Consider the following 21,855-nt stretch of genomic DNA (forward strand, 5'->3'; position numbering starts at 1 on the left):
ATTTTTGTTCTGAGCAAATTGATTTACAAATTCAATTCTAGATGTTATTATAATTGTACCGAACGGTCAGTATGTAACTAAAACTACCATTTGGAAAATCATCAAACTAACAGTCTAAATTCCTATTGGCTGTTAATCAAATCATATTAGGAGGAACCTCATGTTCAATCAGAAAAATGTCGCATTTGTTATCACAGACCCGCAAGTTGAATTCTTAAAATCTACTGGTAAAGGATTCGGAGCAACTAAAGATGTTCTTGAAAAAGTTAATACTATTGAAAATCTGACAAAGCTTTTCGCTCTTGCTAAAGAGCGTGGCTACAAGCGTTTTATCTCACCGCACTACTTCTATCCACACGATCACAAGTGGCAATTTAAAGCTGCTGGTGAAACGATGATGATTGAAAACGAAATGTTTTGGCGTGATAGCCAGTATTCAGCAATTCCAGAAGGCTCTGGAGCAGATATGATTGAAGAGATTAAACCATTTTTGGATGAAGATACTATTGTTGTCAACGGACATAAAATCTTTGGCCCAGAAAGCAACGACCTTAACCTTCAACTCCGCAAAAATGGTATCGACACCGTCATCTTGGCTGGTATGAATGCTAATCTCTGCGTGGATTCACACATGCGTGAACTCATAGAATTAGGCTACAATGTCATTGTTGTTAACGATGCTGTCGGTGCTCCAGGTGAAGAAGCCTACCAAGCTGCACTAACAAACTACGGCTACATTGCCAACCAAGTTTTGACAACTGAGGAAGTTATCGCTCAACTTTAGTATTAAAAACAAAATCAGGTAATCCTAGTGACTACCTGATTTTCTATGTTTTAGGCGTTTTGCCAATTTTCTTGGTCTTCTTTAAAGCGTTTTAGGAGGTCGAGTCCTTCTGGCGTAATGTAACCTTCTTCTTGGGCTAGGTGGATGAGTTCGCTGTAGTTAGAAAGTGTCACCAATTTCACATCAGCATCCGCAAAATTCTTATCGGCTTTTGGCAATTGATAACTGAAAATCGCTACAACTCCAAGCACATCTGCTCCTTCGCGTTTAGCAGCTGCTACGGCTTCAAGAACAGACCCTCCAGTTGAAATGAGGTCTTCAACAACAACCATCTTTTGCCCCTGAGCCACACGACCTTCGATTTGGTTACCAGCTCCGTGGTCTTTTGGTTTGCTACGGATGTAGGCAAAAGGCAAGTTCATCTTGTCAGCGATGATAGCTCCGTGTGGAATCCCTGCTGTCGCTGTTCCTGCAATCACTTCTACTTCTGGAAATTCTGCTTTAATAGCTTCCACAAAACCATTTTCAATCAAGCTACGAGTTTCTGGATAGGCAAGCGTCACACGGTTGTCCGTATAAATCGGCGATTTGATGCCAGATGCCCAAGTGAAAGGCTCCTCTGGTTTGAGGTAAACGGCTTGAATTTTCAAGAGGTGGCTAGCGATATCTTTAGCAAGTGTCATAGTCTTCTCCTTTTGTTTTTATAATCTATTTCTTTAATTTTAGTCTTGGTTCCATTCATCCTTGATAGCATGATAAGCTGCAACAGGATCCTCAGCTTGGGTAATGGGACGTCCCACTACGATATAGTCACTACCGATTTGATAAGCATCCGCTGGCGTCATGACACGTTTTTGGTCTCCAACCGCAGCTCCCGCTGGACGGATTCCCGGTGTCAAACAGATAAAATCTGAATTGGTGGCCTGCTTGATGAGTTGCACTTCCTGAGCTGAGCAAACGACACCATCCAAGCCCGCTTCAGCTGTCTTCTTGGCATAGTGAATGACCGATTCTTGAAGACTGGTTTGGATATTTTGAAAGTCTCTCATTTGTTCTTCAGAAGTTGAAGTCAATTGAGTGACAGCAATCAATTTTGCTTCTTTTCCAAGACCTTCACGCGCAGCCTTCATCATCTCCACACCACCAGCAGCATGAACATTGGTCATGTCCACACCAAGCTGAGATAAGACCTTCATAGCAGATTTGACTGTATTGGGAATATCATGTAGCTTGAGGTCCAAAAAGACACTATGCCCTAGTGACTTCAAATAACGGACAACTTCTGGACCTTCCGCATAATAAAGCTCCATTCCCACTTTTAAATAAAGACTTTCTTCTGCTGGGAAAAGAGATAAAAATTCCTTGACCGCCTCAAAAATAGGAAAATCAAGAGCAATAACTGGACGATGTTCACACATACCTTTCTCCTTTTACCTTTACGAGCAAGAGAGTATGGTCAAAAATAAACCACGAAAAAAGGAACCTGCCAACAGCAAGGTTCCACGAAAAATGGGTAGTCTCCACCCTTTCACCGTCTAACCTTAGCTGCCTCTCTGGACTGCTTTAAAGGTTTTTTTCTATTCTATTATTTATAGTAGGACTTGTCAAGCAAAAACTCGAAACTAGACTTCTATACCATTCAAAACCAAGAGGAAAAGTTAGTCTAACGACTCTGTGATTGCTGGCTCGTTTGGCTTTGATTTCCTTGTTCTTCTTGTTTTTTCTTTTCTTCTTCCTGTTTTTTCTTCTCAGCTTCCTTAGCCTCTTGTTTGGCTTTTTCCTCAGCCTCTTCTATCAATTTATCCGCTATCGTATAGCTGTATACTCCAGCTTCCATATCGACTACACTCGGTTCAGACAATTGTGGCTTGATTTTGCTGTAATAAGGCAATTTCTTGCTCAATTCTGAGAGGGGAACCAAAATCTCATCTGTATCCAGCATGGTAATTTTTAAAAGATCTGCTGTTGCCTTGCTCGGCGCTAATTCGATTTTCTGGATTTGACTCTTGATATCCTCACTGATGGTAGACAATCCTGTTATCAGCTTTTTCACCTGCTGCTCATCGTTAAAGGTAACTGTCAGATAAGTCTCAGGCAAGTTTAAGCGATCAACAGGAGTTGACTCTACTGTACCACTAGACAGAATAGGATAATGTTCTTCACCAGACACATAATAACCGACAATATCGAATTCCTTGACCTCAATCGTAAAGTTAGTCGGAAATTGATAGTTAATCTTCGCTGATTCTATCCAATGATTGGACTTGATTCGCTCAGCGTATGTTTCCTTATCCAACAATAGAGCTAAAGTATAGTCGCTATCTTGAATCCCAGAAGCCTGTTTGATGTCATCTGCCTGCGTGTTACTATTTCCCTTAACCTCGATATTTTTGATGGTCGAAAGTGGAGTCAATAGATAGACTGAAAGAAGAAGGACCAGGACACTGGGTACCAAGATACTCACAGCTCGCCAAATATGAACAGGCGCAATTTTAGGCTTGGCTGGTTTCTCTGGTTTTTTGGGTTTTTCTTTTTTCTTCTTCTCTTTTTCCTCTTTGACTTTAGGGGCATCCTTTTGAGATTTTTCTTCTTTTTCGGATGGTTCATTGCTTGGACTTGAGGCTTCCTCAACTGACTCACTCGATGATTTCTTGGATTCCTCCAGTAGTTTCGAGTTGGCCTCCTTACGAGCTTGTTTTTCCTTTTCCTTCTCTTCAGCTAGGGCAGCTTCTTCCTCAGCCTTCTTCTTCAGGTATTCCTGGTTTCGTTTCTGCCATTCAGACAATTCTTGCTTGGGGTTTGATTCTTTTTTCTTATCCTTTGACATTGATATTCCTTATGCTAGGTCTTTTCTTAATAGATCGTAAAAATCTGCAAGAGATTTCAATTCAGTCGAAGCCTTCATGCTAGCTTGGTATTGATCTTTGTGACTAAGCAAGTGACTGAGTTTCTCCTCCAAACTTTCCAAGGTCAAGTCACTTTCTTGAAGTTCTTCTGCATAGCCTTTCTTAACAAAATAGGCTGCATTTTCAATCTGGTCTCCTCGACTTGCTTCACGACCCAATGGTACGATGAGATGGAGTTTTGCCATGGCCAAGAGTTCGAAAATCGTATTGGCACCGCCACGCGTCACCACCACATCTGCCATCTCCATCAAGGGTTGATAGAGATCCGTCACATAATCAACACGAAAGAGATTTTGACTCAACTCATTGAGGCTAGAATCTCCAGTGAGATTGATAATATTGTAGCGCTCTGTCAGTTCTTGCTTATGATCAGTCACCAATTGGTTAAATACACGAGCTCCTGCAGAACCACCAACAAACAATACCGTTGGCAATTTAGGATTAAAGTGGGTTTGGATATTCACCAATTCGTCTGGTTCTGGCGCCTCTTGGCCTGTTACCTTGGTCACTGCTCCCACATGCTCAACTTTTGCAAGACTAACAGGCTGCTCAAAGGTTGAGTACATCTTAGTTGCGAATTTATAGGCAATTTTATTGGCCAAGCCCATAGACAGGTCCGATTCGTGAATAAAGACAGGCACTCCTGACACTCGCGCTGCGATAACCGGCGGTACAGAGACAAATCCTCCTTTTGAAAAAAGAGCCTGTGGACGCAGTCGTAACATGATAAAGAGGGATTGGACAATTCCCCAACCAACTTTAAACACGTCCAGCATATTTTGCCAAGAGAAATAACGACGCAACTTCCCAGTCGCAATGGAGTGAAAGGTCACATTCAAGCCTGACTTGAGAATTTCTTGGTGTTCGATTCCGTGTTTATCCCCGATATAGTGGACTTCCCAGCCGTCTTCGATGAACTTAGGCATTAACAAAAGGTTGAGGGTGACGTGTCCAACCGTCCCCCCACCTGTAAAGACAATTTTTTTCATATTATTCCTTTAACTCCGCTACTGTGTTGATAAAGAGGTCGCCACGTACTTCAAAGTTAGCATACATATCCCAGCTAGCATTGGCAGGACTGAGGAGAACCACATCTCCTTGAGTCGCGAGCTCATAAGCCTTGCGGGTCGCATCAGCAATATCTGTCGCATCTACATAAGCCACACCAGCCTTATCCGCTGCCAGTTTGACACGTTCTGCAGATTGACCGAGGATAACCATCTTCTTGAGCCCAGTAATATCTGGCACCAATTCGTCAAACTCATTGCCGCGGTCCAAACCACCTGCGATTAAGATAACCTTACTATTGTCAAATCCTGACAAGGCTTTTTGAGTAGCCAAGATATTGGTTGACTTGCTATCGTTATAGAATTTGACACCCTGAATTTCATCCACAAATTGGAGACGGTGTTTGACACCTCCAAAGGCTGATAGAGTTTCCTTGATGGTTTGATTGTCCACGCCACGGAGCTTGGCTACAGCAATAGTCGCAAGGGCATTTTCTACATTGTGGCTACCTGGAACACCGATTTCACTAGCTGCCATGACCACTTCGCCACGGAAATAGAGTTGACCATCTGCAAGATAGGCTCCATCAACCTTTTTAAGTGTTGAAAATGGAACAACAGTGGCTTGTGTTTTAGTAGCCAATTCTTTTGCCAAGTCTTGGTTAAAGTTCAATACAAGGAAATCATCCGCTGTCATCTTGTTCTGGATATTCCACTTAGCTGCCACATACTCTTCAAAAGAACCATGATAGTCGATATGAGTTGGCATGAGGTTGGTAATAACCGCAATCTCAGGATGGAATTCTTGGACACCCATCAGTTGGAAAGAAGAAAGTTCCATGACGAGCGTGTCCTTGGCTGTTGCAGTTTGAGCCACTTGACTAGCAGGATAGCCGATGTTCCCTGACAAGAGACCGCGTTGACCAGCAGCAGTCAAAACTTCCCCAATCATCGTCGTTGTAGTGGTTTTCCCATTTGAACCAGTGATACCGATAATTGGTGCTTCCGAAATCAAATAAGCCAATTCCACCTCAGTCAAGACTGGAATCCCCTTTGCCAATGCCTTTTCAATCATGGGATTGCTATACGGGATACCTGGATTTTTCACCATCAGAGCGAAATCTTCATCCAAGAGCTCCAAAGGATGCCCACCAGTGACAACCTTGATTCCATCTTCCAGTAGGCTTTGTGCAGCTGGATTTTCCTCAAAAGGCTTGCCGTCATTTACTGTCACAATAGCTCCTAGCTTGTCCAACAAACGGGCCGCAGACTCACCAGACTTAGCCAAACCTAAAACAAGAACTTTCTTATTTTTAAATTGATCGATTACTTTCATGTCTCAAACTCCATTTCTACTCCTACTATTTTACCATTTTTATGGAAATAATACTAAACGAAAATGCTCTAGCCTTCATTCTAGCATAGAAAAAGAGAGCCATAGCTCTCTTTCTATTTATCTTCTTCTGCTCTTTTTTACAGACATGAGCGTAATGTCTCTCAAGCTAAAGTAGGCTAGGGCCAGCATGGCGATTGTGACAAAGAATTCTGTCGGTAATTGGAAGATTTGCAAGATGGACAACATCAGCAAAATCAAGAGTGCAACAACTACAAAGACCAAGATAACGATGTTGACTGTTCCTTTAATACTTTGAGGTGTCGCAAATACATAGAGTAGTAATAAGAGTATCCCTATGATTAAATAGATCATCTTTATCTCTTTCTAGCTCTTATTCAGCTGATTTTTTCTTCTTGTTGGCTTTCTCACGCTCTGCCTTGTTAAGGATTTGTTTACGCAAACGGATAGACTCAGGCGTTACTTCCATGTACTCATCGTCATTCAAGAACTCAAGAGACTCTTCAAGTGTCAAGATACGTGGTGTCTTGATAACAGCTGTTTGGTCCTTGGTTGCAGAACGAACGTTGGTCATTTGTTTGGCCTTAGTGATGTTAACTGTCAAGTCGTTCTCACGAGAGTTTTCACCGATGATCATTCCTTCGTAAACCTCAGTACCTGGGTTGACAAAGATGGTTCCACGTTCTTCGATAGACATGATTGAATAGGTTGTTGCCTTACCAGCATCGATGGAAACAAGGGCACCACGATGACGTCCCCCAATTTCACCTGGAATCAATGGCAAGTATTGGTCAAAGGTATGGTTCATGATACCGTAACCACGAGTCATTGACAAGAACTCAGTTGAGTATCCAATCAAACCACGCGCTGGAACAAGGAAGACCAAACGAGTTTGACCATTACCGGTTGAAATCATATCCAACATTTCACCCTTACGTTCAGAAAGGCTTTGGATAACAGAACCTTGGTATTCTTCTGGAGTATCGATTTGAACACGTTCAAATGGCTCACATTTAACACCGTCGATTTCTTTTACGATAACTTCTGGACGAGATACTTGAAGCTCATAACCCTCACGACGCATGGTTTCGATCAGGATTGACAAGTGCAATTCTCCACGTCCTGAAACAGTCCATTTATCTGGTGAGTCCGTTGGGTCAACACGAAGGGAAACGTCTGTTTGCAATTCTGCTTGCAAGCGTTCTTCCACCTTACGAGAAGTCACCCATTTACCTTCTTTACCAGCAAATGGTGAGTTGTTGACCAAGAAAGTCATTTGAAGAGTTGGCTCATCGATGTGTAGGATTGGAAGAGGCTCAACTGCATCTGTCGGTGTAATCGTCTCACCAACAAAGATATCTTCCATACCAGAAACAGCAATCAAGTCACCTGCTTTGGCTTCTTGGATTTCACGACGTTCCAAACCAAAGAAACCGAAGAGTTTTGTAACACGGAAGTTCTTCGTTGTACCATCTAGTTTAGAAAGGGTAACTTGGTCCCCAACTTTCACACTACCACGGAAGACACGACCGATACCGATACGACCTACGAAGTCATTGTAGTCCAAAAGTGACACTTGGAACTGCAAAGGCTCATCTGAGTTGTCTACTGGAGCTGGGATATGATCGATAATGGTGTCAAAGATTGGCGCCATTGTTTTTTCTTGATCAGCTGGATCATCTGACAAGGAAGATGTTCCGTTAATCGCTGAAGCATAAACAACTGGGAAATCAAGCTGGTCATCATCTGCACCAAGCTCGATGAAGAGTTCCAAGACTTCGTCCACTACTTCTGCTGGACGAGCTGAAGGTTTGTCGATTTTGTTGACAACCACGATTGGAACAAGGTCTTGTTCCAAGGCTTTTTTCAATACGAAACGAGTCTGTGGCATGGTTCCTTCGTAGGCATCTACGACCAAGACAACACCGTCAACCATTTTCATGATACGCTCAACTTCTCCACCGAAGTCCGCGTGTCCTGGTGTGTCCATGATATTGATACGAGTTCCATTGTAAGCAACGGCTGTATTCTTAGCAAGGATGGTAATTCCACGCTCTTTTTCGATATCGTTTGAGTCCATAGCACGCTCTGCCAATTCAGTACGTGCATCAAGAGTTTCAGATTGTTTCAATAATTCGTCAACGAGGGTTGTTTTACCGTGGTCAACGTGGGCGATAATCGCAATGTTACGGATATCTTCTCTTAATTTTGTCATGATTTCCTCTAATATTTTAAATTTTTATTTCTAACTGAACAATTATACCACAGTCTCATTCAAAAATCACAGTTCAGCTAAGTGTAAATGTTTTCACTCTACTTTTCTAGTCAAGGCAACTCTTTTCAAAGTCAGAGACTTATGATAAGATAAGCTGGTATGCGTTTAGATAGATTATTAGCCCAAGAAATGATCAGTCGCAAGGCTATGAAACAGGCACTCCTGAAAAAAGAAATCCTAGTAGATGATTGTCCAGCCAACTCCCTCGCTCAAAATGTCGATACTGGATTGCAGAAACTAGTTTTTCAAGGACGACAAATCCAAGGATACAAGCACACCTACCTCATGCTTCATAAACCAGGTAGAGTGGTGACAGCCAGTCAGGATAAGGACCTACCAACCGTCATGGACCTCCTTCCACCTGACATCCAGTCTGACCAGCTCTATGCTGTCGGCAGATTAGACCGTGACACGACGGGACTGCTCCTTCTGACAGACAATGGACCTCTTGGTTTTCAGCTCCTTCATCCCCAGTACCATGTCGATAAATCCTATCAAGTGGTGGTCAACGGACTGCTCACACCAGAACATATCCAAAAATTCAAAGATGGGATTGTCTTTTTAGACGGGACCACTTGTAAACCTGCTCAGCTCGAAATTCTGTCCTCAAGCCCAACAGAGAGCCGGGCCTCCATCACCATCTCAGAAGGAAAATTTCATCAGGTTAAAAAAATGTTCCTCTCAGTTGGTGTCAAGGTGACTGCCCTAAAACGCGTCCAATTCGGTGACTTTACATTAAACCCAGAACTAGCAGAAGGACAATACCGTTCCTTGAATCCAGAGGAATTGGAAATCATTAAAAACTATTTAGAGATGAGTCGATAAAACAAAAAAGCTTTATATTTAAAGCTTTTTTGTTTTTTGCTTATCTAAAAACTATTGCGATTGCTAGAATCCAGTTAAGAACAGAAACTACAAGTCCTACGATATTGAGAATTTTTTCTGTTTTATAGTCCAGTCCAGATTCTTTTTGGTATAAAAAAGCCAAGACCAATCCTATGATCCCCAAAATCAGACCCACTATTGGCGATAGCAAACCAAGGACGATAGATAAGATACCTAAAATAAGTGAAGGTTTTTTCTTTTGTTGTGAATTCATATTACAAAATCTCCTTAAAATTAATATAAATGATGATACCATAAAATGCTAGCTTTATCTATCATTCGACAGTTTTTAACAGAATGTTAGCTAGTCTTGACTTTCCCGTTCCAAGAATCCAACCCATAAGAAAGGATATAAATCTCAGAGAAACCTTGTTTTTTCAGATAAAGTGCTGCATTGGTCACTCGTTGTCCGCGTTGATTTTCGTAGAGAAGGACAGGTTTATCCTTGCGAAGGGCTGCAAGGCTTGACTTCAACTGATTTGAAGGAATATTGCGAGCTCCGAGGATATGTTTTCTGTGAAATTCTGCTGGTTCACGGACATCAATCAATTGCCCTTTCCGAATCAAGGCTTCAAATTCTGCATTGTCCACAATCTTAGCCGCACGACGAATACGAAGGTAGTTATACCCCATCCATGCCACCATCGCCAATACGATTCCCCACAAAACCCAAATTGTCATAAGTTCTTATCTCCATTTTTCTCTATGTAGTCTAATTCTATCTTGTGCTCTCTACGAAGAACAGCTTCCGCCTCTAGATAGTCTAGCTTGTCCATCAGACCTGCATCATAAATCCGAGAGAGTTCGAGCTTCATCAGTTCAATATCATACAAGCGCTTCCCCATGTAAACAATAATGCCAAACTGTTTGAGAAATTGCTGCACATCATAGAATGTTTTCATAGCTTTCATTCTAACAGATTTTAGACTTTTTTTCAATACTGGACCAGCTCTTTCCCCCTATTTTCTTCGTCTTCATTGCCCATTCTTCCGCAAGTGTGGTACAATAAAAACATGAGAATTCAACAACTACACTATATTATCAAAATTGTCGAAACTGGCTCTATGAATGAGGCAGCCAAGCAGCTCTTTATCACCCAACCCAGTCTCTCTAATGCTGTTCGAGACTTGGAAAATGAAATGGGTATTGAAATCTTTATCCGCAATCCCAAGGGCATTACCTTGACTCGTGATGGGATGGAGTTTCTCTCCTATGCCCGTCAGGTCGTTGAGCAAACTCAGCTTCTGGAAGAACGCTATAAAAATCCTGTCGCCCACCGCGAACTTTTCAGCGTTTCCTCTCAGCACTATGCTTTTGTAGTCAATGCCTTTGTCTCTTTGCTCAAGAAAAGTGATATGGAGAAATACGAGCTTTTCCTTCGTGAAACTCGGACTTGGGAGATTATCGATGACGTCAAGAACTTCCGTAGCGAGGTCGGTGTCCTCTTTTTAAACAGCTACAACCGCGATGTTTTAACGAAAATGCTGGATGATAACCACCTGCTAGCGCACCACCTCTTTACCGCTCAACCCCATATCTTTGTCAGCAAGACCAACCCTCTAGCTAAAAAAGATAAGGTCAAACTGGCTGATTTGGAAGACTTCCCTTATCTGAGTTATGACCAGGGGACGCACAACTCCTTCTACTTTTCAGAGGAGATTCTTTCACAAGAGCACCACAAGAAATCCATCGTAGTCAGTGACCGTGCCACCCTCTTTAACCTTTTGATTGGTTTGGATGGTTACACCATTGCAACAGGGATTTTGAACAGTAACCTCAACGGAGACAATATCGTTTCCATTCCACTGGACATTGACGACCCGATTGAACTAGTCTATATCCAGCATGAAAAAACCAGCCTGTCTAAGATGGGCGAACGCTTTATCGAATACTTACTAGAAGAAGTTCAATTCGATAGTTAATAGGAAAAATGAAAAAGGGAAAAAGAAAAAGTTAGGAAATAGAAAGTGAAAAAGATACTACTGACCAGTGCTTTAATCCTTTCAATCGCAGGATTAGCACCCGCATCCGTCTTAGGAGAAGAAAACACAACTCAATCCACATCTGCTGTCAAGGAAGCAATTGCCAAAGAAGAAAAGAAAGAATCGAGTGTTGAGGAAAACTCTAAATCAGAAACTCTTCCGAAAGTAGATGTGCAAGAAGACAAGCCCCAAAAAGAAGGATGGTACCAAGAAAATCGCCACTGGCGCTTTTACCAAGATGATAAGCCTGCTTTAAACTGGAAACAAATCCAAGGCAAATGGTACTACTTCGATCAAGATGGTAATCGTCTTCATTCTACTGTCTACAAAGGTTATGCCTTTGACCAAGATGGTGTCATGACAGAAAATAGCTGGACCAAACTGGACAATCAATGGTACTATGCTGATTCCTCTGGACGACTAGCTCAGAACACCTGGAAAAAAATTAACGGCTCCTGGTACTATTTTGACCAAACTGGAAGCATGCTCAGCAACACTGCCGTTGACGGCTATCTTCTCACAAAAAGCGGAGCTATGGCAGAAAAGGGCTGGACTAAATTAGACCAAATTTGGTACTATGTCGCTCCTTCTGGAAAGATCTCACAGGATAAATGGGAGAAAATCAACGGTTCTTGGTACTACTTTGACAAAGACGGTGGAATGCTGAGTGCGACAACCTTCAAGGGCTACCTCTTCAACCAGAGTGGAGCTATGGCAGAAAACAACTGGGTCAAAATCAAGGATACTTGGTTCTATGCGAACGGATCAGGGAGATATATCCGAGACAACTGGCAAAAGATTCAGGGTTCCTGGTACTCATTTGACCAGAATGGTGGAATGTTAGCAGACAAATGGAAAGGAAGCTACTACCTCAAAACCAGTGGAACCATGGCGGAAAAAGAGTGGATCTTTGATAAATCCTACAATAGCTGGTTCTATCTAAAAGCGGATGGCCGTTATGCAAATCAGGAGTGGATTGGGGCATACTACCTCAAGGCTGGCGGTTATATGGCCAAGAATGAGTGGATTTACGACGACTATTACAAGGCTCGTTACTATCTGGACGATAGTGGACATTATGTATCAGGGACTTACAAGATAGACGGCAAGGAACACTTGTTCCAAAAATACGGCCAATGGATTTCTGAAGTTTCAACTGAAGGTGGATTTACAAAAGGTCAATACAGCAATACCATCTTCCTAGATCCTGGACATGGTGGTCAAGATTCTGGTGCCTTTTACTACAATGTCGCTGAGAAAGATCTAAATATGCAGATTTACCGCAAACTTCGCGCTAAGTTAGAAGAACTGGGCTACAAGGTCCTCACCTCTCGTGATAGCGATATTGACGTTGACTTTGTTACCGAACGTTCTCGTATGGTTAATAAAACCAACTCTGACATCTTTATCAGTATTCACTTCAATGCAACTGGTAGCGCATACTCAAAAGCGAGCGGTATTCAAACCTACTCCTATAGAAATGAACCTGATTATCCAAGTAAGATTAATCCATACTGGCACAACCACCCTGATCGTATGAGTGAAAGCAAACGCCTCGCTGCTACTATCCACTCCTCTCTTCTAGCAGAAACAGGAGCTAAGGATGCTGGCTTATTGGAAAGTAGTTTTGCCGTACTACGCGAAACAGCCAAACCAGCCGTACTCCTAGAGCTTGGTTATATGGATAATTTCACTGAGAATCAACGTATTCGTGATGATCGATACCAAGATAGACTAGTCGCAGGCATTGTGAAAGGGATCCAAAAATATTACGCTGGTAAATAAAAATAAAGTCTCGAGAAATCTCGAGACTTTTTATTTGCCTTCTTTTTTATCCTTATCAGGAAAGAGGTAACCAAGTCCTACACAAGCTAGCACACCGGCACCAATCACCAAACCACTTGAAATTGGCAACAGATCAAAAATAGCATTCGCAATGATAAAGGCGATAATCAAGCACATCAAGCTAGCCTTGTAGTCTTTTTTCAAAAGATTTTCTAAAGTGAAATAGAGGAATAATCCCACTGGAATGAGTGACCAGAGGTTGACATCCAAACTTGGCCAGCCAACAGATCCGAAATACAATACTAGCGCTGCTGCTACTAAAAATACAAGTCCCAATAATTTTTTCATTTTTTGTCTCCATTTTCTTTTTTGGGTTCTTGAGTTGTCTAATACTGACCCTCATGTCCCTTACATGAACCATTATAGCAGAGGAATTTTTCAAGAACAAGCCCTTTTGCCTATCTGGTCAATATCTCTGTCTAAGTGGTTGAATAGTAGTGATAAAAGAAAAAGAAGCCCTAATGGACTTCTTGATTTTGCCGATTGTAACAGTATTTTTGAACGAATACCATCTAGTTTTTCTTTTCCTTTGACTCTAGAGAAGATTTGATTGATTCACGGTCTGCTTGTAGTTGAGCTAAGTTCTTTTCTGCTTCCTCAAGTTTACTGGTATCTGGTTTCACACGATAATAAACATTTTCTGGTTTCATTAACATAGACCCATAATCTTGTCCTGAAAGTAGTCTTTCCTCAGCATGATTGCTTTTATCCGTAATCTTTCCGTCATCAGCAGGTTGCATAACAACTCCACTTGGCACAGCTACTACTACAAATCCTCCAGCAACAGAATCTTTTACCCACGCACTGATAGACGCTGTCTCAGGGTTACGACTATCTTGTCCTTTTGATACCTTTAATCCAACTACAGATTCGTACTTTTGATCATTTGTAAACCAAGTCGCACGTACTTCTCCAGAATCATTAATAATGTATTCATTGCCAGATTGACTACGCCAAGTACCTTCTAAACTAGACAAATCATTGTTCTTGATTGCTTCAATATCTAGTTTTGGAACGGTAGTTTCTTTCTTGAACTTGCTAACAAGTGCTTCTGCTTCCGTAATTTTGGTATCTAAAGCAGTCAGTTGATCCTTGAGTTTTTGAATTTCCTCTTGTTTATCCTTATCAGTCTCATCTGCTTTTCCTTGGCTTGTAGACGATTGACTTGTTGACTCTGTAGTTGAAACAGCAGACGATGCTTGATTTGACTCTTTCTTTCCAATCAAAGAATGAGAGAAAACACTTACTAGGATTAGAGCAACTAAAATACCGAGGACTAACCCAATATAGATTTTGATGTTTCCAGTTCCTCTCGCAAACTTTTTAGTTGACTGCGCCTCTGCTAATTCTGATGCAGTCGGCTTGCGGCCATTCGCCTCCTCAAATTGTTTTACCCATTCTTTCTTATTCATAATTTTCTCCTTTTTGATTTCTATTCAGCCAAGCTTGCGAGACTTCATTCGTTATTATCCATGGATTTTTATAATTTTTAGAAAACCTATGCAAAAAATTCTAGAATGATTAACAGCCTATAGTCCTCTAAAACGGAACGAAAACAAGTGCTTATTAATATATATTATACCACAAAATATAAATTTTAGTTTTTATTTATAAGCAGGAGTTTCAGACGTTAAATAGAACCTATCTCAAACGTTCCACCTTTCCTATAGTTACAAAAAAAGAAGCCCGTTTGGACTTCTTGATTCTGCCGATTGCAGGGCTTGAACCTGTGACCTACGCGTTACGAGTGCGTTGCTCTACCAACTGAGCTAAATCGGCGATTACCCTTTTAGTATAGCACTCTGAGAATAGATGTCAAGAAATTTTCATCACGATTAAAAAAGCCTGTCCTGAGACGAGGCTTTTACATATATCTCTTTAAAATCTCCTATTTTCATAGAAATCTAAATAATATATTTATAAATCAAAATTTTCACAAAACTATGTCATCACCTCACAATCTAATCTCAGTACATAAACCATTTTTTCTATAGCTTTTGTCTTAATCTTTATTTTTTCTCTTCAATCCTAGAAAAGCTCCTACTATAAACATTATTCCGGTAGCTAATAGTGTCTGGGCTCCGCTTGCTGTTCCGGTTTTTGGCAACTGATTAGGATTGTTAATAGTTGATTTACTATTGATGTTGGTATTTTTATTAGTTAAGTTCACTTGTTCATTTAGATAAACGTTCTTGTTAATTTCAAAGTTTTTATCATTCTCATCAGAAACAATACTGTTGACATCATTAGTTGGATTAGATTGTGTTTTTTCTTTCTTTTTCGATACATCAAAAGTAGGTTTATTTTCCTCCTCCTTTTTCTCCTCTATTTTCTTGAATACAGGTTTTATAAAGGTATCTTTTGATAGATTAAGAACATAGCCGGCGTCTTTTTTCCCTTCGAAACCAGAAATTTCCCAACCATCAAATTGGTATCCTTTTTCTAATTCACCCTTATAGACAGGTAACATAAAATCTTCTTCCGACACTATCATTGAAATCATTTCTTCTCCATTTTGAATGGTCACGGTTACCCTATGAGGTTTTAATTCACTTACCTCTCCCGTATCTTTATTTAAAATGAATTCTTTTACAGTTGTATTTCTTGCAAAATCTTTTACAACAATCTTAATGTTTAGTGTCTTATCTGTTAGTTGTTTAATATCATCAAATGATTTGTATTCTTTTCCATTTACATAAATATGTTGTTCTTGAATCTCACCATCGAATCCATTATTTCTTTTATCATTGATGTTAAAGACTACAGATTTTCCGTTAGCATATTCGATACTAGTATTTCCCTTAGGATCAATGCTTACTTCAGGTTTTACATTATCATATAAAAATTGATAGTGTACTCCAACCGCTTTCGCATTCAAATCGCTATAGCCAGTTTGAAGATAAACATTTCCATCCATATCTGTTACCTTATCTGGGAATCCATTTGCTTTATAGTCTTTCATCCCCCAGTCCATGATGTCACCGTCTTTAACATTAAGCTTAATGTTAAAATCTCTAGTGTTATCAATGTGTAAATCTCCGTAGATTAAATAATTGTCTACAACCGATTCATTAACTCTCAACTCCCAGTTAAAACCACCCTTATCAGAAATCTTACCTCTTAAATAAAATTCTGGATTTCGTACATAAATTTTATTAGATTTGGATGGATTAAAGTAGTTCTTGTCCATTGAAAGATTTACTGGTTTTGCATCAATAAATAACGTAGAGCCATCTTCTTTTATAGCTTCTACATTGGACTTATCTTCTCCAGTGTACTCTTTACCATCCTTACCAAATAATACCAGTTTAGAAGAATCTGTCACAAGATTTCCATCTTTATCGATAGCTTCCCCTTTATCATTCATTTTAAAGGTAAACACTTGATACCTTACAATGTTAAAGCCGTCCAAAGCCGACATTAATACTGATTGAGTACTTCTTCCATCTTCAACATTTCTACTATCAGCATAAATTGTTGTTTCTGATAATACTCTTAGATTAGGATTGGCCTTTTGGATTTTTGCTATATCTTCCTTGCTATAGACTCCATTCCCTTCTAACATATCCGTTTTTCCAGGATTATAGGTAGTCACTTTTAGTGCATAGCCTTTTCTTAGAATGATGTTATCCTTTAATAGATATTGTTGTTTTTCTGAATCAGAATAGATTTTACCAGATTCCATGTCCGTTAAATTGTTTGGTTTATTTTTTGAAAGATCTCCTTCTCCTAATTCTATTACATTCCCATAACTTGATGCATACGGATATTCTGCTTTAGTTTCCTTATTTTTTTCAGGCATTCTAATTTTAGTTTCAGCTTTTATCTGATCATCATCTTTGACAAAAAACCTCATATCGCCTGCAAAAGCTAATCCATCCACAATATCATTAATATTAGCGTATAAATCAAATGTCATCGTTTTTGAGTGGGAATCATACTTGGTCGTTTTGATTTCTAAAGATTTATAGTTATTTCCATAATACACCTTGGCATTTTTAGAAACATTACTGATCTTTCCAAGAATTTCAAAGTGTCCATCTTTAGACGGGCTTAAAACACCATAAATTTTTGATTTGATTTCATCAAGTTTTTCAGTTTCATATTGTAAGGCACTACCATCGTCATAAGCAATGATATTTCCCTTATCATCGTATTTATAATCGTATTCCTCTATTCTCTTACCAGTTTCACTTGTAAAGTCATCAACTTCTCTAAATTTCTTTTTAATGAGTTTCTTTAAATCTTTGCTTTCAAAGTCTCTAATTGTTGAAATTGTTTTATGAATAGTCAAGCTAGATTTTTCTTCGGTAGCCTCTTCATTTTCTTGATGATGTTCTACTTCAGTTGTATCTTTTTTAAGACTATCCTCTTTTCTATTTTCTAAATTTTTAAATTTAGATTCGGAAATCTCGCCAAGCTTTTGGTATTTAGATGAATCTTGATCAGGATCTACTAGATAATAGGAAATCATCCCATTTTCATCAGCATGATCAGCAAATTTAATTCTATGAATCTTTGTGAAATTGCTAGAACCGTCTAATGCAATCACTTCAATGATTTTGCCTCTTAAATCTCCTGCACCTTTGATTTCATAAATGGTATTTCCGTCTTTGTCAAGTTTTCTATTTCTTCCTTGACCCTCACCTGCATAAGTGACTTCAAGATTTTTCTCAACCTCTCCATCTTCATTAACAAGAGCGGCGCCAGCATACCAAACTTCGTTGGCAATTTCGTCAAATTTTTCAGGATGTTCTTTTTGATCTCTCGCAAATAGCGTTTCATTCTTGTATTGCTCTTTGACCTTGTGATAAGTATCCTTTGTAATCAACTTAATTTTTTCAGGGTTTGAAAAATCAATTGAAACAATCTTTGGAGGGGTGTTATCAATTTTTACAGGAATATAGGAAACCTGCCATGGGTAATCCTTGGTTAACCTATATTTAAATTTATAGAAATATTGGCCTTCCGCAATCGGTTCAAATTGTCCTCGTATCTTAGTAGCAGGATCTTTTTTGTCATTACTTTCTGGGGCATTTTCTTCTCTACCTCTAGGGTTATAAATAAGTCCATCCCATTTCAAGTCACCCCAAACTTTTAGTTTAGATGATTTAATGCCCTTTGCATCATTTCTTTTAGAGTTTAAAATTCCTTTAATAAAGTGTTCTCTCGAAATGACTTTTAAGTCTCTTTGATTTTCTCCTTCTTTATTTGTATTTACTATTGAAATCACTCCTTCTTCTGCACTTCTTAATACAAGTGGAGAAGGCGTTAATCCTCTCTCAAGTTGAGCATCTTGAGGATTTCCATTTGAATCTAAAGGATAAATTTTAGCAATATTAGAACCACTCGTTGATGGTGCGTTGATTCCTTCGTTATTGAAAGCAAATAATTCTGGATTTTGATCTAGGGATGTTGTATTTTTATCTTTTCTGTTTTGTATAACTCCTGCTGGATTAAATTTATCTATACCATGTTCTCCACCAATCCCCTTATTTAAGGTACCTGGAATTTTTGGTTTACCATCATCATCATAACCTTCCATTGCTTTTGATTTTGACCCTTCTTCCCAAGCCCATTTATCAAGGATTGGTTCGTGGTTCCAATTCCCAGCAAATCCCATTAGAGGCATCGATAAAGAAGGTTGGAAGTTTCTTTTCTTACCGTTGGAGTTTAGAGCTTCCATTTCTTCCACTGACTCAAAATGAATAAATGATTCTACAAATTTATTTTTATTTTTTGCCTCTCCAACATTTATAACCGCATTTAAATCAAAGCTAGAATTTGGGCCTATAGTGAAAGTATCATGCTCAAATGTGATATTTGCTCCTTTGACTTTTTCTGGGTGAATTTCTGGAACAATTTGCTTCCCGTCCGGAGATTTTTCATCTTTATATGTTTCATCGAGTTTTAGCCTATCAGTTAGAGCATCTGTAGTTACAGTTGATGCAGAAACTTTAAAGGTTAAAGGTCTATTTGATGTATTGTGAAGCTTAATTGTAAAGTATTTTTTATCACCTTTTATTTCTTTAAGAGAAATGGAACCATATGAATTTACCAAACCTTTAGAATCAGTATTTTTGAAAGTTGCTACAACTTCATTTCTCAAAGCGTTGGCAACATTAATTAGTCCCGCTCCCTGCTGTCTAGGCGATGCATAGTATTGACTCTTTTCTTTCCAAGAGGTTGCATCCATCATAGGTCTTGCAGTATTTTGTAGAGCTATTTTTGTAAGACTTGTAAGGTCTATTTTGTCATCTCCCTTAAGATTTTTCAAGACAGGTCTTTCAAGCAATTCCTTTAATTTTGGTCGAATCAAAACAGTAGAAGCTGCTACGATTGGAGTTGCCATACTAGTTCCTGACATATAACCATAAGTGGATTTACCATTGATAACATTTAGAGTGGATTTAATATTTTTACCAGGTGCTGAAACATCCGGTTTTAAAAGCAAGTCTGTTCTTGGCCCCCAAGATGTAGACCCTGCTGGGACTATAATATCTTCTTTATAAAGTTCTTTGTCTGTGTCAGCTGCAAATTTAAAGTCAATTTCTTTTTCATCACCTACATTCGGTTTATTAGAATTATAGCTTTCCATATCAATTGGATAGTATTGTTCTAAGTTATCTTTAAAATCTTCCTTATTATTTCTTTTGACTTCAGTTTTTTTATCAGGGTTAATCATGTTCCATAATTTTACACCATCATCTCCTGAAATTGAAAATACTTGACTTTTAGTCCCTTCATCCGCTTCATATCCCATAGCTGGAAGGTCTGTCCAATTATCTCTATTGTAGTAATTTACAGTATTTACAACCATAATAGCACGTGCACCTTTATCCGTTGCTCTTTTAAAAGCATCTTTTAAATCCTTGGTATAAATTCTATCCATTACTGCAATTTTGCCCTTAAGATCCAAGCCTATCAAATCTTGGTCTTGACCTTTGCCTATATATACAAATTTTAATTTATTTGGAGTTTTTGAGCCATCCTCATTTGTTAGGATTTTATTTTTATCGAAAAAAGCCCCTATATTTCTGTATTTAAAACTTTGTCCACCTATGTTAACTTTATCAAACTCAATGGTTTGATTTTTAGCAGAAGCGACCGCTATTGCATCTTCATGTGCGGCAGTTCGTGTTACATTTCCAGTATCTGTCATTTTCAGATTATTATTGGCTACTAAATCCCAAGAAGAACTTGAAGCAGAAGTCGCAAAATTACCTGTAGCAACAACCATTGGGATTCCAGCTTTTCTTAATGCTCTAATAGCCTCCCAATATTTTTCACCTGCAAGACCGGTTCCTGTAAAACCAGATGATACCGAAACAACATCGACATTGTGTTTGATCGAATCTTCAATAGCATGAAACATTGTTTCATCACCCGCAAACCCAGATCCTGCGTCAGAGTACATTTTATAAGAGAAAATTTGTGCATTAGGCGCAATTCCATCTATGCCATTAAAGTTCTTGATGTCTTTTTCAGTATCATTTCCAGCAAGAATCCCTGCAATATGCATCCCATGTGGGTCAAAATAATCCCTTCCATCATCATATTTTTCTACAGTGATTTTACCACCATTATAATAATTGAACGCATGAGGGATTTTATCACTCAACCAATAATTTTTATCAGTACCTTTTAAGTCATCTTTTTTAAATTTCATCGAGTCTTTGGCATCATCATCGATCCTCATAGCCTTATGCCTATAATCTGTTCCAGTATCGATATTTGAAATGACCATACCTCTACCATCAAAATTTTTCCCAAATGGAGCATTGATAGACTTTAGGTAATCAATAGCTTCCTCAACTCCAATTTCCTTTCTGGCATGATTCATCATTGGTTGGACTTTTTGTGACCTTTCAACCGACGAAACACCTTCTATTTGTTTAATTTTGTCCAAATTATCTGGAGTTGTTTCAATGGCGGTGCCATTAAAAATCGTATTATAGGTATATAAAACTTTTGTATCCTTCAGATTGGATAGTTCCTTAATTACTTTTTCTCCAGATTCTTTATCTTTAAATTCAGCAATATAGACAACTTTATTATCTTCTTTTTTCGGATTTTCTGTATCTTTATTTACAAATGAATTCGCATCATCTCCTTTGGATTGATTGGAGTCTTCTTTGATACTTGCTCCTTCGTTACTAGTTTTTTTGTCTATCTCAGACTTTCTACTAACAACTTCTTTTTCCTCAATAACTGTTGTCTTCTTCTCTTCAGTATCCTTTGAAGTTTCTATAACATTATGAAGTTCTTCAGATTGTTCATTGTTTTTTGTTTCTTTATCTGCTACTACTTTTTCTTTATCAGAAATTCTTAAAGCATCTTCAGAACTAGTTGTATCTGCTAAAATCACCTCATTGGGGGCATATGCTGCTAAAATAACTGCAGCAGTAGTTAATGACAATACCGTACTTTTTTTCATTATAATTCCTTCATTTTTTATTTTAAACCCAATAGATAGAAAACTTTAACCTTGCTAGCCTTTGTTATAAAAAGTTTTATGACGTATTATCTAGTGGGATAGAGTAGTACATTTATATATAATTGTTAGCTCTCTGAAAAATAGTATATCAATTAAAAAAATTTAAGTCAAGAAAAATTAACCCAGGTTAATTTTTTTTTTAATCCATGTTAACAAAAAATCTAGTCAATAAATTTTATAGTTAACTGGGTGCAATATAAACTCATTCTTACCATCAAAAATATTATCAATTAACTGAACTAACTACCAAAATCGCAAAAAGGGGGGATAGATACAACTTATACCTCAATAAATATGCAAAAACAACCGCTATAATTTTC

General features: G+C 38.7%; 17 protein-coding genes, 1 tRNA gene and 1 pseudogene. 5 read left to right on the forward strand and 14 right to left on the reverse strand.

Annotated features, from left to right (window positions below):
* Positions 1–160 precede the first annotated feature (160 nt).
* Positions 161–784: a cysteine hydrolase family protein gene (locus HMPREF2853_RS07785; protein WP_000483067.1), complete on the forward strand. Its 624-nt coding sequence runs from the start codon at positions 161–163 to the stop codon at positions 782–784.
* 50 nt (positions 785–834) lie between these two features.
* Here HMPREF2853_RS07785 and pyrE read toward each other — a convergent pair whose 3' ends face one another.
* The 7 genes from pyrE to typA all read right to left on the reverse strand — a co-directional run bounded on the left by pyrE (position 835) and on the right by typA (position 8,266).
* On the reverse strand, positions 835–1,467 hold the full coding sequence (pyrE, locus tag HMPREF2853_RS07790) for an orotate phosphoribosyltransferase (protein WP_000170887.1): 633 nt from the start codon (positions 1,465–1,467) through the stop codon (positions 835–837).
* 39 nt (positions 1,468–1,506) lie between these two features.
* The gene (pyrF, locus tag HMPREF2853_RS07795; RefSeq protein ID WP_000333213.1) at positions 1,507–2,202 is read right to left on the reverse strand and encodes an orotidine-5'-phosphate decarboxylase; all 696 of its coding nucleotides are present in this window, start codon (positions 2,200–2,202) and stop codon (positions 1,507–1,509) included.
* Positions 2,203–2,447: 245 nt separating this feature from the next.
* Positions 2,448–3,611: a cell division protein FtsQ/DivIB gene (locus HMPREF2853_RS07800; protein WP_000031117.1), complete on the reverse strand. Its 1,164-nt coding sequence runs from the start codon at positions 3,609–3,611 to the stop codon at positions 2,448–2,450.
* A 9-nt stretch (positions 3,612–3,620) separates the two neighbouring features.
* Positions 3,621–4,679: a UDP-N-acetylglucosamine--N-acetylmuramyl-(pentapeptide) pyrophosphoryl-undecaprenol N-acetylglucosamine transferase gene (locus HMPREF2853_RS07805; protein WP_000724804.1), complete on the reverse strand. Its 1,059-nt coding sequence runs from the start codon at positions 4,677–4,679 to the stop codon at positions 3,621–3,623.
* 1 nt (position 4,680) lies between these two features.
* Positions 4,681–6,033, reverse strand: coding sequence for a UDP-N-acetylmuramoyl-L-alanine--D-glutamate ligase (murD, locus tag HMPREF2853_RS07810; RefSeq protein ID WP_000863064.1), 1,353 nt, complete (start codon positions 6,031–6,033; stop codon positions 4,681–4,683).
* Between the two features lie 117 nt (positions 6,034–6,150).
* Positions 6,151–6,405, reverse strand: a complete 255-nt coding sequence (locus tag HMPREF2853_RS07815) for a DUF3165 family protein (protein WP_000639708.1) — start codon at positions 6,403–6,405, stop codon at positions 6,151–6,153.
* 19 nt (positions 6,406–6,424) lie between these two features.
* Positions 6,425–8,266, reverse strand: a complete 1,842-nt coding sequence (typA, locus tag HMPREF2853_RS07820; RefSeq protein WP_000164119.1) for a translational GTPase TypA — start codon at positions 8,264–8,266, stop codon at positions 6,425–6,427.
* 159 nt (positions 8,267–8,425) lie between these two features.
* On the opposite strand from typA, the gene HMPREF2853_RS07825 reads away from it, so the two are divergent.
* Positions 8,426–9,151, forward strand: coding sequence for a 16S rRNA pseudouridine(516) synthase (locus HMPREF2853_RS07825; RefSeq protein ID WP_070535563.1), 726 nt, complete (start codon positions 8,426–8,428; stop codon positions 9,149–9,151).
* Between the two features lie 40 nt (positions 9,152–9,191).
* Here the strand turns inward: HMPREF2853_RS07825 and HMPREF2853_RS07830 are convergent, their stop codons facing one another.
* From HMPREF2853_RS07830 to HMPREF2853_RS07840, 3 genes are all read right to left on the reverse strand, one after another.
* On the reverse strand, positions 9,192–9,425 hold the full coding sequence (locus tag HMPREF2853_RS07830; RefSeq protein WP_070535565.1) for a hypothetical protein: 234 nt from the start codon (positions 9,423–9,425) through the stop codon (positions 9,192–9,194).
* An 86-nt stretch (positions 9,426–9,511) separates the two neighbouring features.
* Positions 9,512–9,892 (reverse strand): rhodanese-like domain-containing protein, encoded by a 381-nt coding sequence (locus HMPREF2853_RS07835; protein ID WP_070535569.1) that lies wholly within the window; start codon positions 9,890–9,892, stop codon positions 9,512–9,514.
* A complete protein-coding gene (locus HMPREF2853_RS07840; RefSeq protein WP_000646473.1) occupies positions 9,889–10,122 on the reverse strand; it encodes a YqgQ family protein in 234 nt (77 codons plus the stop codon). Before HMPREF2853_RS07840 ends, HMPREF2853_RS07835 begins: the two co-directional genes overlap by 4 nt.
* Positions 10,123–10,224: 102 nt before the next feature.
* Here HMPREF2853_RS07840 and HMPREF2853_RS07845 point away from each other — a divergent pair, with 102 nt between their 5' ends.
* A complete protein-coding gene (locus HMPREF2853_RS07845) occupies positions 10,225–11,133 on the forward strand; it encodes a LysR family transcriptional regulator (protein ID WP_001222585.1) in 909 nt (302 codons plus the stop codon).
* Between the two features lie 45 nt (positions 11,134–11,178).
* The gene (locus HMPREF2853_RS07850) at positions 11,179–12,978 is read left to right on the forward strand and encodes an N-acetylmuramoyl-L-alanine amidase (protein WP_070535572.1); all 1,800 of its coding nucleotides are present in this window, start codon (positions 11,179–11,181) and stop codon (positions 12,976–12,978) included.
* Between the two features lie 30 nt (positions 12,979–13,008).
* Here HMPREF2853_RS07850 and HMPREF2853_RS10115 read toward each other — a convergent pair whose 3' ends face one another.
* On the reverse strand, positions 13,009–13,314 hold the full coding sequence (locus HMPREF2853_RS10115; RefSeq protein ID WP_410002234.1) for a LiaF transmembrane domain-containing protein: 306 nt from the start codon (positions 13,312–13,314) through the stop codon (positions 13,009–13,011).
* Between HMPREF2853_RS10115 and psbI the strand changes: the two are divergent.
* A pseudogene (gene psbI / locus HMPREF2853_RS10205) lies at positions 13,287–13,361 on the forward strand (photosystem II reaction center protein I); the annotation flags it as partial. The gene HMPREF2853_RS10115 and the pseudogene psbI sit on opposite strands and share 28 nt — an antisense overlap.
* A gap of 189 nt (positions 13,362–13,550) precedes the next feature.
* Here psbI and HMPREF2853_RS07860 read toward each other — a convergent pair.
* The 3 genes from HMPREF2853_RS07860 to HMPREF2853_RS07870 form a co-directional block, all read right to left on the reverse strand.
* On the reverse strand, positions 13,551–14,450 hold the full coding sequence (locus HMPREF2853_RS07860; RefSeq protein WP_070535579.1) for a DUF6287 domain-containing protein: 900 nt from the start codon (positions 14,448–14,450) through the stop codon (positions 13,551–13,553).
* A gap of 294 nt (positions 14,451–14,744) precedes the next feature.
* Positions 14,745–14,817: transfer RNA gene (locus tag HMPREF2853_RS07865), tRNA-Thr, on the reverse strand.
* Between the two features lie 223 nt (positions 14,818–15,040).
* Positions 15,041–21,475 (reverse strand): S8 family peptidase, encoded by a 6,435-nt coding sequence (locus HMPREF2853_RS07870; protein ID WP_070535582.1) that lies wholly within the window; start codon positions 21,473–21,475, stop codon positions 15,041–15,043.
* Between the last annotated feature and the right edge of the window lie 380 nt (positions 21,476–21,855).

Origin of the sequence: Streptococcus sp. HMSC077F03 (genome assembly GCF_001812375.1) — a bacterium.
Classification (GTDB): Bacteria; Bacillota; Bacilli; order Lactobacillales; family Streptococcaceae; genus Streptococcus; species Streptococcus oralis_S.

What these genes read in the sequence shown, in the direction of transcription:
- HMPREF2853_RS07785 (WP_000483067.1), top strand. Translation starts at nt 161, where the DNA reads ATGTTCAATCAGAAAAATGTCGCATTTGTTATCACAGACCCGCAAGTT.
- pyrE (WP_000170887.1), bottom strand. Translation starts at nt 1,467, where the DNA reads ATGACACTTGCTAAAGATATCGCTAGCCACCTCTTGAAAATTCAAGCC.
- pyrF (WP_000333213.1), bottom strand. Translation starts at nt 2,202, where the DNA reads ATGTGTGAACATCGTCCAGTTATTGCTCTTGATTTTCCTATTTTTGAG.
- HMPREF2853_RS07800 (WP_000031117.1), bottom strand. Translation starts at nt 3,611, where the DNA reads ATGTCAAAGGATAAGAAAAAAGAATCAAACCCCAAGCAAGAATTGTCT.
- HMPREF2853_RS07805 (WP_000724804.1), bottom strand. Translation starts at nt 4,679, where the DNA reads ATGAAAAAAATTGTCTTTACAGGTGGGGGGACGGTTGGACACGTCACC.
- murD (WP_000863064.1), bottom strand. Translation starts at nt 6,033, where the DNA reads ATGAAAGTAATCGATCAATTTAAAAATAAGAAAGTTCTTGTTTTAGGT.
- HMPREF2853_RS07815 (WP_000639708.1), bottom strand. Translation starts at nt 6,405, where the DNA reads ATGATCTATTTAATCATAGGGATACTCTTATTACTACTCTATGTATTT.
- typA (WP_000164119.1), bottom strand. Translation starts at nt 8,266, where the DNA reads ATGACAAAATTAAGAGAAGATATCCGTAACATTGCGATTATCGCCCAC.
- HMPREF2853_RS07825 (WP_070535563.1), top strand. Translation starts at nt 8,426, where the DNA reads ATGCGTTTAGATAGATTATTAGCCCAAGAAATGATCAGTCGCAAGGCT.
- HMPREF2853_RS07830 (WP_070535565.1), bottom strand. Translation starts at nt 9,425, where the DNA reads ATGAATTCACAACAAAAGAAAAAACCTTCACTTATTTTAGGTATCTTA.
- HMPREF2853_RS07835 (WP_070535569.1), bottom strand. Translation starts at nt 9,892, where the DNA reads ATGACAATTTGGGTTTTGTGGGGAATCGTATTGGCGATGGTGGCATGG.
- HMPREF2853_RS07840 (WP_000646473.1), bottom strand. Translation starts at nt 10,122, where the DNA reads ATGAAAGCTATGAAAACATTCTATGATGTGCAGCAATTTCTCAAACAG.
- HMPREF2853_RS07845 (WP_001222585.1), top strand. Translation starts at nt 10,225, where the DNA reads ATGAGAATTCAACAACTACACTATATTATCAAAATTGTCGAAACTGGC.
- HMPREF2853_RS07860 (WP_070535579.1), bottom strand. Translation starts at nt 14,450, where the DNA reads ATGAATAAGAAAGAATGGGTAAAACAATTTGAGGAGGCGAATGGCCGC.
- HMPREF2853_RS07870 (WP_070535582.1), bottom strand. Translation starts at nt 21,475, where the DNA reads ATGAAAAAAAGTACGGTATTGTCATTAACTACTGCTGCAGTTATTTTA.